The organism is Streptococcus sp. DFI.7.26, assembly GCF_022240605.1.
GTDB classification, from domain to species: domain Bacteria; phylum Bacillota; class Bacilli; order Lactobacillales; family Streptococcaceae; genus Streptococcus; species Streptococcus xiaochunlingii.
In genome coordinates this window covers 15,765-30,173 of sequence record NZ_JAKOGN010000010.1, presented here as the reverse complement: position 1 = coordinate 30,173, position 14,409 = coordinate 15,765, and the positions used below count along the sequence as shown (strand labels likewise).

General features: G+C 42.7%; 11 protein-coding genes. 1 reads left to right on the top strand and 10 read right to left on the bottom strand.

The window, feature by feature from the left end; all coding sequences use genetic code 11:
• Positions 1 to 282: 282 nt before the first annotated feature.
• From L0M85_RS07970 to L0M85_RS07950, 5 genes are read right to left on the bottom strand one after another with little or no spacing between them, the layout of a single operon-like run.
• Positions 283 to 1,524 carry an aminopeptidase gene (locus L0M85_RS07970; RefSeq protein WP_238656808.1) on the bottom strand — a complete coding sequence of 414 codons (1,242 nt, stop codon included), beginning with the start codon at positions 1,522 to 1,524 and terminating at the stop codon, positions 283 to 285.
• An 18-nt stretch (positions 1,525 to 1,542) separates the two neighbouring features.
• On the bottom strand, positions 1,543 to 1,692 hold the full coding sequence (locus tag L0M85_RS07965) for a hypothetical protein (RefSeq protein ID WP_238656807.1): 150 nt from the start codon (positions 1,690 to 1,692) through the stop codon (positions 1,543 to 1,545).
• Positions 1,689 to 2,384 (bottom strand): hypothetical protein, encoded by a 696-nt coding sequence (locus L0M85_RS07960; RefSeq protein ID WP_238656806.1) that lies wholly within the window; start codon positions 2,382 to 2,384, stop codon positions 1,689 to 1,691. Before L0M85_RS07960 ends, L0M85_RS07965 begins: the two co-directional genes overlap by 4 nt.
• A gap of 37 nt (positions 2,385 to 2,421) precedes the next feature.
• Entirely contained in the window at positions 2,422 to 2,700 is a 279-nt protein-coding gene (locus L0M85_RS07955; RefSeq protein ID WP_023022161.1) for a type II toxin-antitoxin system YafQ family toxin, read from the bottom strand.
• Positions 2,693 to 2,956 (bottom strand): type II toxin-antitoxin system RelB/DinJ family antitoxin, encoded by a 264-nt coding sequence (locus L0M85_RS07950; RefSeq protein WP_120701289.1) that lies wholly within the window; start codon positions 2,954 to 2,956, stop codon positions 2,693 to 2,695. The genes L0M85_RS07955 and L0M85_RS07950 overlap by 8 nt, the downstream gene beginning before the upstream one ends.
• A gap of 191 nt (positions 2,957 to 3,147) precedes the next feature.
• On the opposite strand from L0M85_RS07950, the gene L0M85_RS07945 reads away from it, so the two are divergent.
• Complete coding sequence (locus L0M85_RS07945; RefSeq protein ID WP_125329786.1) at positions 3,148 to 4,731, top strand: ABC transporter ATP-binding protein; 1,584 nt, start codon at positions 3,148 to 3,150, stop codon at positions 4,729 to 4,731.
• A gap of 9 nt (positions 4,732 to 4,740) precedes the next feature.
• On the opposite strand, the gene L0M85_RS07940 is transcribed toward L0M85_RS07945, so the two are convergent.
• From L0M85_RS07940 to L0M85_RS07920, 5 genes are all read right to left on the bottom strand, one after another.
• A complete protein-coding gene (locus tag L0M85_RS07940; protein ID WP_125329785.1) occupies positions 4,741 to 5,604 on the bottom strand; it encodes an Rgg/GadR/MutR family transcriptional regulator in 864 nt (287 codons plus the stop codon).
• A 289-nt stretch (positions 5,605 to 5,893) separates the two neighbouring features.
• Positions 5,894 to 10,285, bottom strand: coding sequence for a PolC-type DNA polymerase III (locus L0M85_RS07935; RefSeq protein ID WP_238656805.1), 4,392 nt, complete (start codon positions 10,283 to 10,285; stop codon positions 5,894 to 5,896).
• 142 nt (positions 10,286 to 10,427) lie between these two features.
• A complete protein-coding gene (locus tag L0M85_RS07930) occupies positions 10,428 to 12,278 on the bottom strand; it encodes a proline--tRNA ligase (RefSeq protein ID WP_061564692.1) in 1,851 nt (616 codons plus the stop codon).
• Between the two features lie 17 nt (positions 12,279 to 12,295).
• Complete coding sequence (rseP, locus tag L0M85_RS07925; RefSeq protein ID WP_061564691.1) at positions 12,296 to 13,555, bottom strand: RIP metalloprotease RseP; 1,260 nt, start codon at positions 13,553 to 13,555, stop codon at positions 12,296 to 12,298.
• Between the two features lie 41 nt (positions 13,556 to 13,596).
• A complete protein-coding gene (locus L0M85_RS07920) occupies positions 13,597 to 14,400 on the bottom strand; it encodes a phosphatidate cytidylyltransferase (RefSeq protein ID WP_061564690.1) in 804 nt (267 codons plus the stop codon).
• Between the last annotated feature and the right edge of the window lie 9 nt (positions 14,401 to 14,409).

Below are 14,409 nucleotides of genomic sequence, written 5' to 3'. Positions count from 1 at the left end.
TCTCGGCGCAGTGGTTGATTGGAACTAATCCTACCTGCTGTACTAGCACTTCCTAATCAACTGGGCGGGGGCACTAAAAAGGTCCTGTGGACCTTTTTTGCCCGAGCCTTGAATTCAAAAAGCGAGGTAGAAATCAAACTCTTCGAGTTACTGATTTCTGTCTCTCTGAGCAGTGGTTGATTGGAACTACTCCTACCTGCGGTACTCGTACTTCCTAATCAACTGGGCGGGGGCAGGACTACGAAATCAAACTCTTCGAGTTACCGATTTCTGTCCTGCTCCCTATATTGCCCAATCTCCGTTGCGGAAGACTGGGACGCGTGTTCCATCCTCACGGATGCCGTCGATATCCATTTGGCTTGAGCCGATCATGAAGTCAACGTGGACGTCTGAGCGGTTGAGGCCGGCTGCTTCGAGTTCTTCTTCTGTAAACTCTGCACCACCTTCTACACTAGTTGCATAGGCTGCCCCGATGGCCAAGTGGTTAGAGGCATTTTCATCAAAGAGGGTGTTAAAGAAGGTAATGCCTGATTGGGAAATTGGGCTTGGATCTGGTACGAGGGCACATTCCCCCAAGGCACGCGCTCCCTTGTTTTTGAAGACCAAATCTTTCATGACTTGATCGCCCTTTTCAGCTGTGATATCTACGATTTCTCCATTTTCAAAGGTCACTTTGATGCCTTCGATAATGTTCCCATTGTAACTAAGTGGTTTTGTAGATGTTACATAACCTTCTGCACGACGGAAGTCAGGAGCTGTGAAGACCTCTTCTGTCGGCATATTTGGCAAGAAACCTTCGCCTTGAGCATTGATAGCCCCGGCAGATTCCCAAACGTGGTTTTTCGGCAAACCAAGGGTCAAATCGGTGCCTGGCGCTGTGTAATGAAGGGCTGAGAATTGTTCTTTATTAAGTGTATCTGCCTTGCTCTTGAGAATAGCTGCATGCTCTTCCCAAGCCTTGACTGGATCTTCTTCGTAAACCCGGCAGGTCTTGAAGATTTGATCCCATAGGAGATCCACTGCTTCTTCGTCACTCGCCGCATTTGGGAAGACCTTTTTCGCCCATTCTAAACCAGCTGCTGCAGCAACGGTCCAGCTGACCTTGTTGGATTGAGTAGCGATGCGCATTGGTTTCATGGCCATTCCCAAAGCCTTGGCAGAAGCAGAAAGTTTCTCTGCATCGACGCCGTTCAAGGCACCTGGATCAGAAGAACGGACACCCAAACGACTGGCCTTGTGTTCCAAGAGGTAATTCATCTCTGCAATCTTGTAGTCAGGTACATTGTCCAAGCGATCCATCGGTGCATGGAGGAATTTTTCCCGGGTAGTAAAATCATCTGCCCATTGGACAATGACTTCGTGGGCCCCCAAGGCATAGGCTTCCTTCACAATTAAGTGGGCCAATTCTCTTTGCTCCACATCGATGCTCAAAGCCAAGGTATGGCCAGGTTGCACGTTGATGCCGTTCGCCACCAACAATTTTGCGTATTTTTCTAAGTTTTCTTTAAAATTTGGTAAAACCATGTTCAATCCTTTTCTATATTAATCCTTTAAGAGTGACAAGAGGTTTGCTACCACGACAGTGGAGCAGACCAAGCCAGTGACTTTTAAAATGGTATCATTATCTAGCTCTAATTGATAGCTAAATGTTTTTTGAGCAGGTTTGTCTTCTGCAAAAATTTTTACTCTCATCGTTCTATTCCTTTCTTAGCATCCTCCTCACCTAGATAAAGGCCTCGTGCCTCTGGGCTATTGGTAAGAATATCGAGATAAGTTTCATAATCATCGGGCAAGGGTTTTCCTAAAGAAATATCTTGCTCTGGATTCACATTTTTCCCATGGAGAAAGCAGAGATAGAGACGTTCATTGAGCGTCGGAAAGACTTCAAGTGACATGAGCTCAGCCTGACCGACCCGCTCCCAATCTTGCTCTTGGATGTCTGGTAGGATATAGGCTTGGAAAAGGCCCATTAGAGGATTATCCTCTGGTAGTCCACAATCTTTATCCGCTTGAACCAAGGAAAGCCGTTGGCCAAAACCAGCTACTTGGCGCTCTCGTCCCTTCACCGAAACCGTAATCGGATGCCCTCCCATATGGCTATAAATCCATTCTTTAGGCAGCCGATAATCTAAGAGAGGGTCAAGATCTTTGACAATCGTTACAGGACTAGAGCGTAGAAACTGACGAGTGACTGCTTTACAAAAGAGAATATTCTCCTCTTTCAAGGTCACTCCCTTCCAGCTATTTTTCTCCTTAAAATGGTTAAAAAATACCAGATAGGGCTCTCGCACCATTTGTGCTAAGACATAAACACCATTTCGTAGGCGAATGGAAATGACTTTCCCTGACTTCCAGGGTGTTGCTCTTTTTTTCTTTTCCATCATTAATCAACCTCAAATCGAGCGAGGATCGTTGAATCCATCAAAACAAATCACTATGACTTCCTGTCCTCAGCAAGTTTAAAATCAATTCATCCTTGTCCACTTTATACACCAAAAGCCAATCCGGCTGAATATGACACTCACGAACACCTTGAAAATGCTTGGAGTTGGTCAGTTGATGGTCACGATATCTGACAGGAAGTTCTTTTTCTTGAATCAGAAAATGCAAGACTTCTTCTAACAAATCTGCTTTCAATCCACGCCTCATTGCCAACTTAAAATCTTTTTTAAACTGTTTATGATAGCGAATCTTAAGCACGCAAGTCCTCCATCAAGTCTGAGACAGATTCAAAAGACCGACTCATATTCCTATTTTGCTCTACATCCGTGACCACTTGAAGCAATTTCCTGTTTTCATCTATCTTTACATCAAACGGTAGACCCTGATATTGAATAGCCTGACGGAGGAAAATGTTGATGGCTGTAGTCATATCCATCCCTAAATGGTTAAAAACCTGTTGAGCCTGCTCCTTAACCTCACTATCCAAACGAATACTCATGCTCGTCTTAGACATACTCTCACCTTCTTTCTATTGATTATTGTAACAAAAAAGAAGGCTATTGTAAATCTATTGGATATACAACGGATGTCTATAAGCCAAAATATAGTAAAGAAATAAAATTAATGTCCCAAATATGGGAGATCTCAGTCTGAGTTTTAGTTTTAGAATATAATGTTGCTATCATAGATTAAGAGGTGAAAAATATGAACCAGATTACGAAACAATATAAATTACTATATTTCTTGCTCATTTTATTAAGTCTAACAAGTGCACTTTTAATGACATTCTTCTCTCTGCAATTAGGAAGAATACTTGATAGTATATCTAATTCAAATAGTGGATTACTCTTTCATATCACTATTTCTGTAGGTTCGATTTTACTGTGGTTCTTGATTTCTTGTTCCTATTCCTATCTTAAAAACCAATATGTAAAAAAAGTTATTTTAGATCTAAAAATGCGTCTCTTATTACATTATTTATCGCGTGAATTTAACCAAATTGACAACCGTAACCATTCAGATTTCTTAAATAATATCACCAAAAACAGTGAGCTTATTCAAGAAAATTTATTAATCCCTAAAATCTCTCTAATTGCAAATTTAGGGAGCCTTATCATGAGTGTGGTTGCTATTATTTATATAGAATGGCGATTAGCATTAGTCTTTCTTTTATTGTCAAGTATAACGGTTTTTCTATCACAAATTCCTGGAAAGTTAATGACTAAATCAACTAATAATTATTCTCTACAAAATAATCACTATTTGTCAAAAATGACAAACTTTATTAATGGTTTTGAACAAATTAAGTTATTAAATATTCAAAGTTGGACCCAAGAAAAAATTCAGGGAATCAGTTTAGAATTTGAAGAGTCCAGAAAAACATATCAATTCTTAAAAGACTTAGCTTCAACTACTGGAATTTTACTAAGTTTTGGCTCTCAACTATCCTGTATGGTCGCTGGTATCTTTTTTGTAAGAAATAACTTACTGACTATTGGATTACTCGTAGCAAGTATTCAATTATTAAACGGTGTTTTTGCTCCATTACAATCTATTCTTTACAATAAAAATTTAATCAGCAGTAGCAAGTCCATTATTGATAATATCCAAGAAAATCTATATGAGACAAATCATGAAATTTTCCATAAAATAAGTACAATTGATTGTGATAACATTTCGACCATTTCTATTAGCCAATTACATTATGAAATTGAAAATAAAATATTATTTGATCATTTTTCCTATGAATTTAAAAAAGGCAAACACTATGCAATTATCGGTGCTTCGGGAGCTGGGAAAACAACTTTAGTAAAATTAATACTAAATTATTATTCCAAAAATCTTTATGATGGGGAAATACAAATCAACGGAAAACAGAATATTGATATTTCCTCAGAGGAGTTATATAAAGATATTGCATTTGTGCAAAAAAATGATTTTCTGATTGAAGGAAATGTCCTAGAGAATATCAAACTATCCAGAAATCTTTATTTAACTGAAAAATTAAGAAAAGCCTTAGGATTTAATGAAGAATTTCTTAATAAGTGTCTATCTCAATCAGGTCAAAGTATTTCAGAAGGAGAAAAGCAACGAATTGATTTAGCTAGGTTTTTAGTCAAACCATATTCTGTATATATATTTGACGAACCTACAAGCAACCTTGATCCAATAAAAGCCAAAGCAATGATGGACTACATTCTATCCATTAAAGATGCAATTGTTATTGTCATTACTCATGATCAAAATCCAAAAATATTGGAAGAGTTTGATCACGTTATTACCTTATAGATAAATGGCCTAGTCTACTAAATGAATGATGTGTTTCTCAAAGTATTCTTTGTAATTTTTGTAGATTGTTTTATTGAAGAGTTCGAAAATTTTTAAAGCTTCTTCGATTTTTAAAAGTGATTTTTGAATATGATAGAATTTCAGTTCCAAATATCCATCTAAATACAGCAAAATAGTTTGTTCAAAAAAATCTGTGGAATCCGCTAATATATTCTTCGTAGCCTGTTTTAAAAATAAAGATTCCTCATATAAGTCGTTCTCAATCATTATAATCAAAGAATTGAGAAGTAGTTGAATGAGAGATTGTCTATTTCTAGGTATAGAACTATACAACTTCCCTTTGTTGAGCGTCTCTTTGGCATATCTAAATAATAAATCTGGAGATAGAACACGACAGCAATTTCCAAGGATGAGCGTTTCGTAATAACCCCAGTTTTCAACAGAAAATAAATAGTTTGTAAGATAAGAGGCGTCTTGACGACTCAATTGATGATTCTTATCCATTCCCGAAACAATACTTTCAATGAAAATAGCATTTAATTTATGGTAATGAGAATTTGTCCCATGAAAAAGTTCTATTTCTTTCTCTACCATATCTAGTAATGCTTGAGCATCTTCATTATATGCAGCCTGTTTAACAGAAGCTATTAAGGTATTAAAATCCGAAGGTTGATAATGATTACAGATAAGCAGAAATTCTTCTAGTGTTACTCCTATTCTTTCAAGAAGATACAATAACTTAAAGACAGAAATCTCTGTTTCTCCTAATTCAAATCTAGATATTTGAGATTTTGAAATTTCAGCACCTGCTAACGAAGAAATAGAAATCCCCTTTTCTTCTCTTATTTTCCTATAAGTTTCACCTAAAATCATACTTATCTCCATTCCATATCGAAAAGTTATTAAGGTATAGCAAACACTACTTCCGTTAAGCTTACTCTTGTTTGAGAGTATCATTATTAGTAATTTATAGCAATCATTTTTGATAATTTCAATATATAACTTCCTAAAGTTATAATCTTTGGATAAAAACTTACTTATACTCTATCATATCTAAAAACCAGTAGAAATGAAAATCATAAAAAATCATCTCTACTGGTTTTACTGTTAAGTCTTAATTAGATGAAACTTAGTCGGCTTATTTGAACAAGTTGACTTTAAATTAGAACAAATCATCAAACAAACTCAACTGATTATCCTCAGGCATATTGCCAAGAATTCCCATCTCATCCATCTTTTCTACCAAGGTTGAGGAGACGCCACCACGTTTGCGTAACTCTGTTTTAGAGAGGAATTCTCCTTCTTTCCGAGCTCGCACAATCTGCTTGGCGACGTTTTCTCCCAATCCATCCATGGCGACAAATGGTGGGATAAGGGTATCTCCATCGATGATGAATTCCGTCGCATCACTGCGATAGAGGTCTAGCTTCCCAAACTTGAAGCCACGCTCCCACATCTCATTGACAATTTCAAGAGTTGTGTAGAGGTCAATCTCCACATTGGAAGCTTCGTTGTTCTTGCGTTTTTCAGCAATCTCCTTCATACGCGCTTTCACGGCTTCTAGGCCTGCACCCATAGTCTTGATATCAAAGGCCTTGGCACGGATTGAGAAGTAAGCACAGTAATAGTAGAGCGGATGGTGAACCTTAAAGTAAGCCACCCGTAAGGCCATCATAACGTAGGCTGCCGCATGGGCTTTAGGGAACATGTACTTGATTTTTCCACAAGACTCGATGTACCATTCTGGTACATTGTTAGCCTTCATGGCCTCGATATAGCCATTACGCTCTTCTTCAGGAATCTTGAGCCACATGCCTTTCCGCACCCGCTCCATGATGGTAAAGGCCATTTTTGGATCTAGGCCAGCGTGCATGAGGTAAACCATGATGTCGTCCCGACATCCGATAACGGTCGATAAGTCGGCAATTCCCGCCTTGATCAAGTCTTGGGCATTTCCCAACCATACATCGGTACCGTGAGACAGCCCTGACAGCTGAAGCAACTCGGCAAAGGTGGTTGGATGCGTCTCATCCACCATTCCCCGAACAAAGTTGGTCCCAAACTCTGGGATACCCAGCATACCGGTTGAGGTACCGATTTGCTCCGGTGTGACTCCTAAGATATCGGTCCCTGAGAAGAGAGCCATGACACCAGGATCATCCATAGGAATATCGTTTGGATCAATGCCTGATAAGTCCTGAAGTTTGCGAATCATGGTCGGATCATCGTGTCCCAGGACATCGAGCTTGAGGACGTTCTCATCGATATCGTGGAAGTTAAAGTGAGTGGTTTGCCATTCGGCTGTCATATCATCTGCTGGATACTGAACAGGGGTGAAGTCATAGACATCCATGTAGTTAGGAATAACAACGATTCCCCCTGGGTGCTGACCGGTCGTCCGTTTGACCCCAGCGGCACCTTGGGCCAGACGTTCTACCTCGGCATCTCGGTAGTACTTGCCAAAATCACGCTCATAGCCCTTGACAAACCCATAGGCCGTCTTGGCCGCAACCGTACCTACTGTTCCTGCCCGGAAGGCGTATTCTTCTCCAAAGATATCCCGGACATCCAAGTGGGCACTCGGCTGGTCTTCCCCTGAGAAGTTCAAATCGATATCGGGTACCTTGTCCCCATCAAAACCAAGGAAGGTCTCGAACGGAATATCTTGGCCGTTTTTGCTAAGCTGGTGTCCACAGTTTGGACAGTCCTTATTGGGCATATCAAAGCCTGAACCATAAGAACCATCGGTGATAAACTCACTGTACTGGCACTGGCCACAGACATAGTGAGGCGAGAGCGGATTGACCTCGGTAATCCCAATCATGGTCGCTACGAAACTGGATCCGACGGATCCCCGTGAACCCACCAAGTAACCCCGTTCATTGGAGCGATGCACCAAGAGCTGGGAAGCCAGATAGATCACGGCGAAGCCATTCCCCAGGATAGAGGTCAATTCTTTTTCAATCCGCAAATCAACAATATCAGGTAGCGGATTGCCATAGATTTCAAAAGCCTTCTGATAGGTCAATTCGGCAACTGTTTCTTCGGCCTTGTCAATAAATGGGGTATACAAGTCTCCTTTAACCACTTCAACGGGTTCAAAGATTTCTGCCAGAGCATTGGTATTTTCAATGACCAATTTTCGTGCTAAATCTTCCCCTAGAAAGGCAAATTCATCCAGCATTTCATTGGTTGTGCGGAAATGAGCTTTTGGCAGAGGGGCTGGTTGAGCGTTTTCTCCATGGCCGATAGTCCGGTTGATGATAGCCCCTTGCCCGAGACTGCGGACAATAATTTCTCGATAGATCTCTTCCTCAGGCTCAAGGTAGTGGACATTTCCTGTCGCGAGGACCGGCTTGCCAAGGCAATCTCCCACCTCAATCAAGCTCTTGATGATGGTCTGGAGCTCGTCCATGTCCTTAACCTGCTCTTTGGCAATGAGGGGGGCATAGATGGCTGGAGGCATCACCTCAATAAAGTCATAGTACTTGGCTACTTCGACTGCTGCGTCAACTCCTTGAGAGACAACCGCATCAAAGACTTCTCCTTCAGAACAAGCAGATCCCAGGATCAACCCTTCTCGATGGGCATCTAAAACTGTCCGCGGAATCCGAGGAACACCCTCAAAATATTGAGTATTGGAAAGAGAGACCAATTTGAACATGTTTTTCAAGCCGGTCTGGTTCTTGACATAGATGGTCGCGTGTTTGACCCGTGCCTTTTTATAGGAATCTGGACTAATTAGATCCACATTCAACTTGGCTAGATTGGTCACGCCATGTTTTTCTGCGACGTCCTTGATAAAGATAAAGAGCAAGCGACCCGTCGCTTCCGCGTCATAGTTGGCCATGTGGTGGTGCTCCAAGGCAACGCCGAAGCGCTTGGTCAAGGGACCCAAACCATGACGCTTGTACTCTGGATAAAGGTTACGCGCGAACTCTAACGTATCAATCACTGGCTGAGTGATTTTTGGAAGGCCATGACGCTCATAGTTGGCATTCATGAAGCCCACGTCAAAGGTGGCATTATGGGCAACCAAAACCGCATCCTGACAGAATTCCTGAAACTCCTCTAGGACTTGTTTCAAGGGTTTGGCATTGCGAACATGATCATCGGTAATGCCTGTCAGGTCCGTTGTAAAGGCAGAGATAGGATGACCTGGATTGATGAACTCATCAAATTCAGCAATGATATTGCCCTTATGCATTTTAGATGCGGCAACCTGAATCAAATCATTGTAAATCGCTGAAAGTCCCGTCGTTTCCACGTCAAAAACCACATAGGTTGCTTCATGAAGGTCTAGGTCGACTTCATTGTAGGTAATCGGCACGCGGTCTTCGACGATATTGGCTTCCATCCCATAGATGAGTTGGATACCAGCTTTCTTGGCAGCCTTATAGCCATGAGGGAAGGACTGAACATTTCCATGGTCTGTGATAGCTACTGCTTTGTGACCCCATTTGGCTGCTTTTGCGACTAGCTCCTCTACCTCAGGTAGGGCATCCATGGTTGACATATTGGTATGGGCATGGAACTCGACCCGACGCTCGCCTTCTGGCATCAGATCCTTGCGCTCGTAGTGGACCACTTCTTGGACATCCTGGACATTCATGGTCAAATCGCGTGTGAAGTTATTGACCTCGATATTCCCACGAACCCGCAACCAAGAGTTTTTCTTGATCATGTCAAACTTCTGAGCTTCTTCTTCGTTTTTAGCCCATTTTTGAAGCGAAAAACTGGAAGTATAGTCGGTCATCTTGAAATTGATCAAGACCCGACCTGTCCGAGTCACCTTGTGCTCAACATCAAAGACCACTCCTTCAAAGACAATGCGGTTCTCTTCTGTCGTGATATCAATCATAGGAGTGACTTCTGCCTTATCCAGCTTGGGCTTGGCCGCAGCCTTTTTGGCCTTGAAATCAAAGGCTGGTTTTTCCTCTGCTGGTGGTGGAGCCATTTGAGACAAGGACTCCATAGCCCGCAAGGTTTCTTCATTAGCTGCTTGGAAGATTTGATCCTTTTCAGCCTCGAAGGCCTGCTGGAGTTCTTCTGTCATCTGGTCATCCGCCTCGACCCGACACTGGAAATGAGGAAAACCAAACTTGGTCAATTGACTCGCAAGATTAGGCAGATGGTTTTTCCGGTGGTGCTCCGTATCCACAGATGAAGGGCCACTAATGATCAACTCTTCTCCTTGAGAGCGGACTTGTAGGTGTTGATACATGCTCTTAAAGCCCTGACTCGCACAGGGACCATCTTCAAAAGCCTCCTGATAATAGGCTTGCAAGAGCTCCTCACTAAAAGTTGGATTCTTTACCTGAATCTCAAACACCGCTCGATTTCCTGTCTTTGAAAACTCCTCAGCCAAGCGGTTTTTGAGCTCCTGAAAAATCGTGATGGGAAGAATTTCGGCAAAAACAAAACGAAATTCCCAAACACGACTGAGCTTATGGACGATGACCTCTTGGATTTCAGCCCCTTTAAAAGCGTCTGATTCACGCATTTCCAAAGGCATTCCCAACTGATTCATTAAGATTTCAAAGCTAGTTGACATGATTTCTCCCTGACGAATTACTAGCCTTTATTTTATCATAATTCGCCTAACTTTTCGACTATAAGAAGATCCTTTCAGCTAGCTGGATCAGCTTACAAAAAAGAAGGCTAGGATGTTGAGAATTCTAGCCTTCTACCGTTGCTTATTTATTTAAAATAGAAAGAGTTTCAAGCAGGTTGTCTGCATGTACTTCAATCGTGTCGCCTGAAGCTTTGATTTTCACTTCTACGACACCATCAGCTGCTTTCTTCCCAACAGTGATGCGGATTGGCAAACCAATCAAGTCACTATCGCTAAATTTAACACCAGCACGTTCGTTACGGTCGTCTACCAAGACTTCGTAGCCAGCCTTGACCAATTGGTCTTCGATCTTGCTTGTCAATTCAAGAGAAGCTTCATCCTTGACATTGACTGGAATCAAGTGCACATCAAACGGCGCCAATTCTTTAGGGAAGTTGATGCCCCAAGCGTAACGGTATTCACCTTTAGGCGTCTTGTTAACAAAGAGGCGAGCGTGTTGCTCCATAACGGCTGAAAGGAGACGGCTGACACCGATACCGTAACAGCCCATGATAATTGGCACAGCACGGCCATTTTCGTCCAAGACATCTGCCCCCATACTTGCTGAGTAACGAGTTCCAAGTTTGAAGATGTGACCAATTTCGATCCCACGCGCAAAGTTGAGAACGCCTTGTCCGTCTGGTGAGATTTCACCCTCACGCACTTCACGGATATCGACATATTCCGCAGTGAAGTCACGACCTGGGTTGACACCCGTCAAGTGGTAGCCATCTTCGTTAGCCCCCACAACAGCATTGCGGCTATCTTGCACCTTGCGGTCAGCGATAATTTTAACATTTTCAGGAAGATTGACTGGGCCAAGGGAACCAAAGTCCGCTCCCAACAATTCCTTCACTTCGGCCTCAGTTGCAGGTTCCAAGAAGTCTGCTCCAAGGTGGTTTTTCAATTTGACTTCATTGAGCTGGTCATTGCCAACGAGTAGGGCCACAACTGGCTCCTCATCTGCGATATAAACCAAGGTCTTGATGGTTTGCTCTTCAGAAACATTCAAGAAGGCTGCAACTTCATCAATCGATTTGACACCTGGTGTTTCCACGCGAGTCACTTCTTCTTCCGTCACAACACGATTGCTTGGTTTGTACTCGTTCGTTGCCATTTCCAAGTTAGCTGCATAGCTTGATTCACTTGAGTAGGCAATGGTGTCTTCACCAGAAACCATCCATTTGAGCAATTCTTCCTTGATTTCTTCTTGCACTTCTGCAGGAATCTCGTCAAATGATGCAACAGACTTGTCTAACACCACCCAACGGTCAAGGTCTGTACGCGAAGGTGTAATGGCCATAAATTCTTGGCTATCCTTACCACCCATGGCACCACCATCACCGATGATGGCTTTGAAGTCCAAACCACTGCGAGTGAAGATACGCTCGTAGGCTGCCTTGTACTCATCATAAGTTACATCCAAACTATCGTAGTTAGCGTGGAAGCTATAACCATCTTTCATGATAAATTCACGCGTACGAAGAAGGCCATTACGTGGACGTTTTTCATCACGGTATTTAGGCTGGATTTGGTACAAATTCAGTGGCAATTGCTTGTAAGACTTGACAGAATCACGGACAATCGCTGTGAAGGTTTCTTCGTGAGTTGGGCCCAAGATAAAGTCTGACTTCTCACGATTTTTCAATTTATACAAGTCTTCACCGTAAGTTTCATAACGGCCAGATTCGCGCCAAAGGTCAGCACTGAGAAGGGCTGGAGCCAACATCTCAACCGCACCAATCTTATCAAATTCTTGGCGCATGATCTTCTTAGCTTTTTCGATCACACGGTTAGCAAGTGGTAGGTATGAATAGACACCTGCTGAGACTTGACGAACATAACCCGCACGGAGCATCAAAGCGTGGCTGATGACCTGCGCATCACTTGGCATTTCGCGAAGTGTTGGAATAAGCATTTTACTTTGTTTCATTCAGATTCATTCCTTTTCTATTTCAAAAATAATTTCATAATATCGTTCCAAGTAACGGCAATCATCAAGATAACCATGACCGCCACTCCAGCAAGGGTCAAGTAGGTCTCTACCTCCTGCTTCAGCGGTTTTCTACGAACCAGCTCGATCAGATTGATCAAGATTTTTCCACCATCCAAGGCCGGAATGGGGATCAAGTTAAAGATTCCGATATTGATGGACAACATGGCCATCAGAGACAGGATAGCTGGAAGTCCAAGCTCCGCGGCTTGCGAACTCGCTTTGTAGATCGCTACCGGACCACCCAACTTGTTCAAACTAAAGTGGAAGAGGATATCCTTCAAGGCCGTTAAGATACGAGTTGCTGTGTACCAAGTATCTGTCACACCTGACAGAAGCTTATCGAGGAAGCCCGTCTTGACAGCATTGGTCACACCGATATAATAGCGTCCACCATCTTCTTCTGGTTGGACCGTCACTTTTTGAGTCTTCCCGTCTCGTTCATAGGTAATCGTTACTTCTGGATTTTTTCCTTGGTTACGGGTTGCCTTCTGGACAGAATCTGTCAACTCATCCCAGTTGGAAACCTTATATTCATTGATCTGAACGATCTGGTCATTATCTTTCAAACCAGCCTTAGCTACCACTCCTTGAGGAACAACCTGAACATGGTTGCTATAGTAGTCCACTGCTCCTCCTCGCATAAAGGCTAGGAGAGAGTAGACGACAATACTCAGGATAAAGTTGTTCATGGGACCAGCAAAGTTGGTAATGAGTCGTCCCCAGATACTAGCATTTTGATACTGCACATCTAGAGGAGCAATCCGTACTTCTGTCCCATCCTCCTCAACGATGGTCGCATCATGGTGGACAGGATAGGTCTTGGTCTCTTCGATGACGATTCCTGTGATTTCAAGTTTATCCTCAAAATCAAAATCTGTGACATTCATGGGAAGAGCCGTCTGGTCGATATTTTTCCCAGAAAGGTTGATCCGAACAACTGTTCCCTCAGGGTTCAAAGTTAGACTGACAGGCGTTCCTGTCTTAATCTCTGTCGTATCTTCGCCCCAGCCTGCCATTCGGACATAGCCCCCCAATGGAAGGATTCGAATAGTATAGGCTGTTCCGTCTTTGCCTACATGGGCAAAAATCTTTGGCCCCATCCCAATCGCAAACTCGCGAACAAGGATGCCTGATTTCTTTGCAAAATAGAAATGGCCGAACTCATGTACCAGGACAATGACGCCAAAAATGATAATAAAGGCAATAAATTGCATACACGCTCCTTCGTTTTATCTGATGATGGGATGATTTCTGTTTAAAACAGACCAAAGAATAGCATCAATGGGAAAACAAAAATCAAGCTATCAAATCGATCCAAGACACCACCATGACCAGGAATAAAACGGCCAGAGTCTTTCACTCCAAAATGGCGCTTGATGGCACTTTCAACTAGGTCACCAAACTGAGCTGCTATACTGAAAAGAATGGTAAAGAGAATCATGGTCATCCAACCGTAATCCCCCGCAACGGTGCGATCTAGCATCATAAAGATCATCGTCACAACGATAGCACAAGCGATCCCGCCTAGACTTCCTTCAACAGTCTTGTTAGGTGATACTCTTGGCAAGAGTTTTTTCTTACCGAAATGGCTCCCAATAAAGTAGGCCCCTGAATCCGTAGCCCAAACAATAAAGAGGGCCAAGAGAATTTTATCTACGCCTGCTAATCGTGCTTGAATCAAGGCATGGAAGCCAAATCCAACATAAAAACTTGAAGCAATCGGATAGACAACCTCGTCATAGGTATAGCCTTGCGCCAAGACAGTCGTCCCCATCAATAATAAGACCAAAAGGCCATAGGCGATGAAATTGCCACCCGCTGGTAAGAAGGGAAGGTAACTCTCTAAGGGCAACGCCAACACAAGAGCTGCTAGCATGGCCAAGGCTCCTTCGATGGTTTCAGTCTGCAGACCTTTCATCTTCAACAATTCATGAACACCCAACATAGCGATGAGTCCCACTACAATCTGGAACACAAGGCCTCCCATAAGGACAACTGGGATAAAGAATGCTAGGGCGATTCCTCCAAAAATCACTCGCTTCTGTAAATCTTTTCTCATCTATTTCTC

Coding starts and splice junctions, on each gene's coding strand:
- L0M85_RS07945 (WP_125329786.1), top strand. CDS start 3,148: ATGAACCAGATTACGAAACAATATAAATTACTATATTTCTTGCTCATT.
- L0M85_RS07935 (WP_238656805.1), bottom strand. CDS start 10,285: ATGTCAACTAGCTTTGAAATCTTAATGAATCAGTTGGGAATGCCTTTG.
- L0M85_RS07950 (WP_120701289.1), bottom strand. CDS start 2,956: ATGTCTAAGACGAGCATGAGTATTCGTTTGGATAGTGAGGTTAAGGAG.
- L0M85_RS07940 (WP_125329785.1), bottom strand. CDS start 5,604: ATGATTTTAGGTGAAACTTATAGGAAAATAAGAGAAGAAAAGGGGATT.
- L0M85_RS07960 (WP_238656806.1), bottom strand. CDS start 2,384: ATGATGGAAAAGAAAAAAAGAGCAACACCCTGGAAGTCAGGGAAAGTC.
- L0M85_RS07930 (WP_061564692.1), bottom strand. CDS start 12,278: ATGAAACAAAGTAAAATGCTTATTCCAACACTTCGCGAAATGCCAAGT.
- L0M85_RS07970 (WP_238656808.1), bottom strand. CDS start 1,524: ATGGTTTTACCAAATTTTAAAGAAAACTTAGAAAAATACGCAAAATTG.
- L0M85_RS07920 (WP_061564690.1), bottom strand. CDS start 14,400: ATGAGAAAAGATTTACAGAAGCGAGTGATTTTTGGAGGAATCGCCCTA.
- L0M85_RS07965 (WP_238656807.1), bottom strand. CDS start 1,692: ATGAGAGTAAAAATTTTTGCAGAAGACAAACCTGCTCAAAAAACATTT.
- rseP (WP_061564691.1), bottom strand. CDS start 13,555: ATGCAATTTATTGCCTTTATTATCATTTTTGGCGTCATTGTCCTGGTA.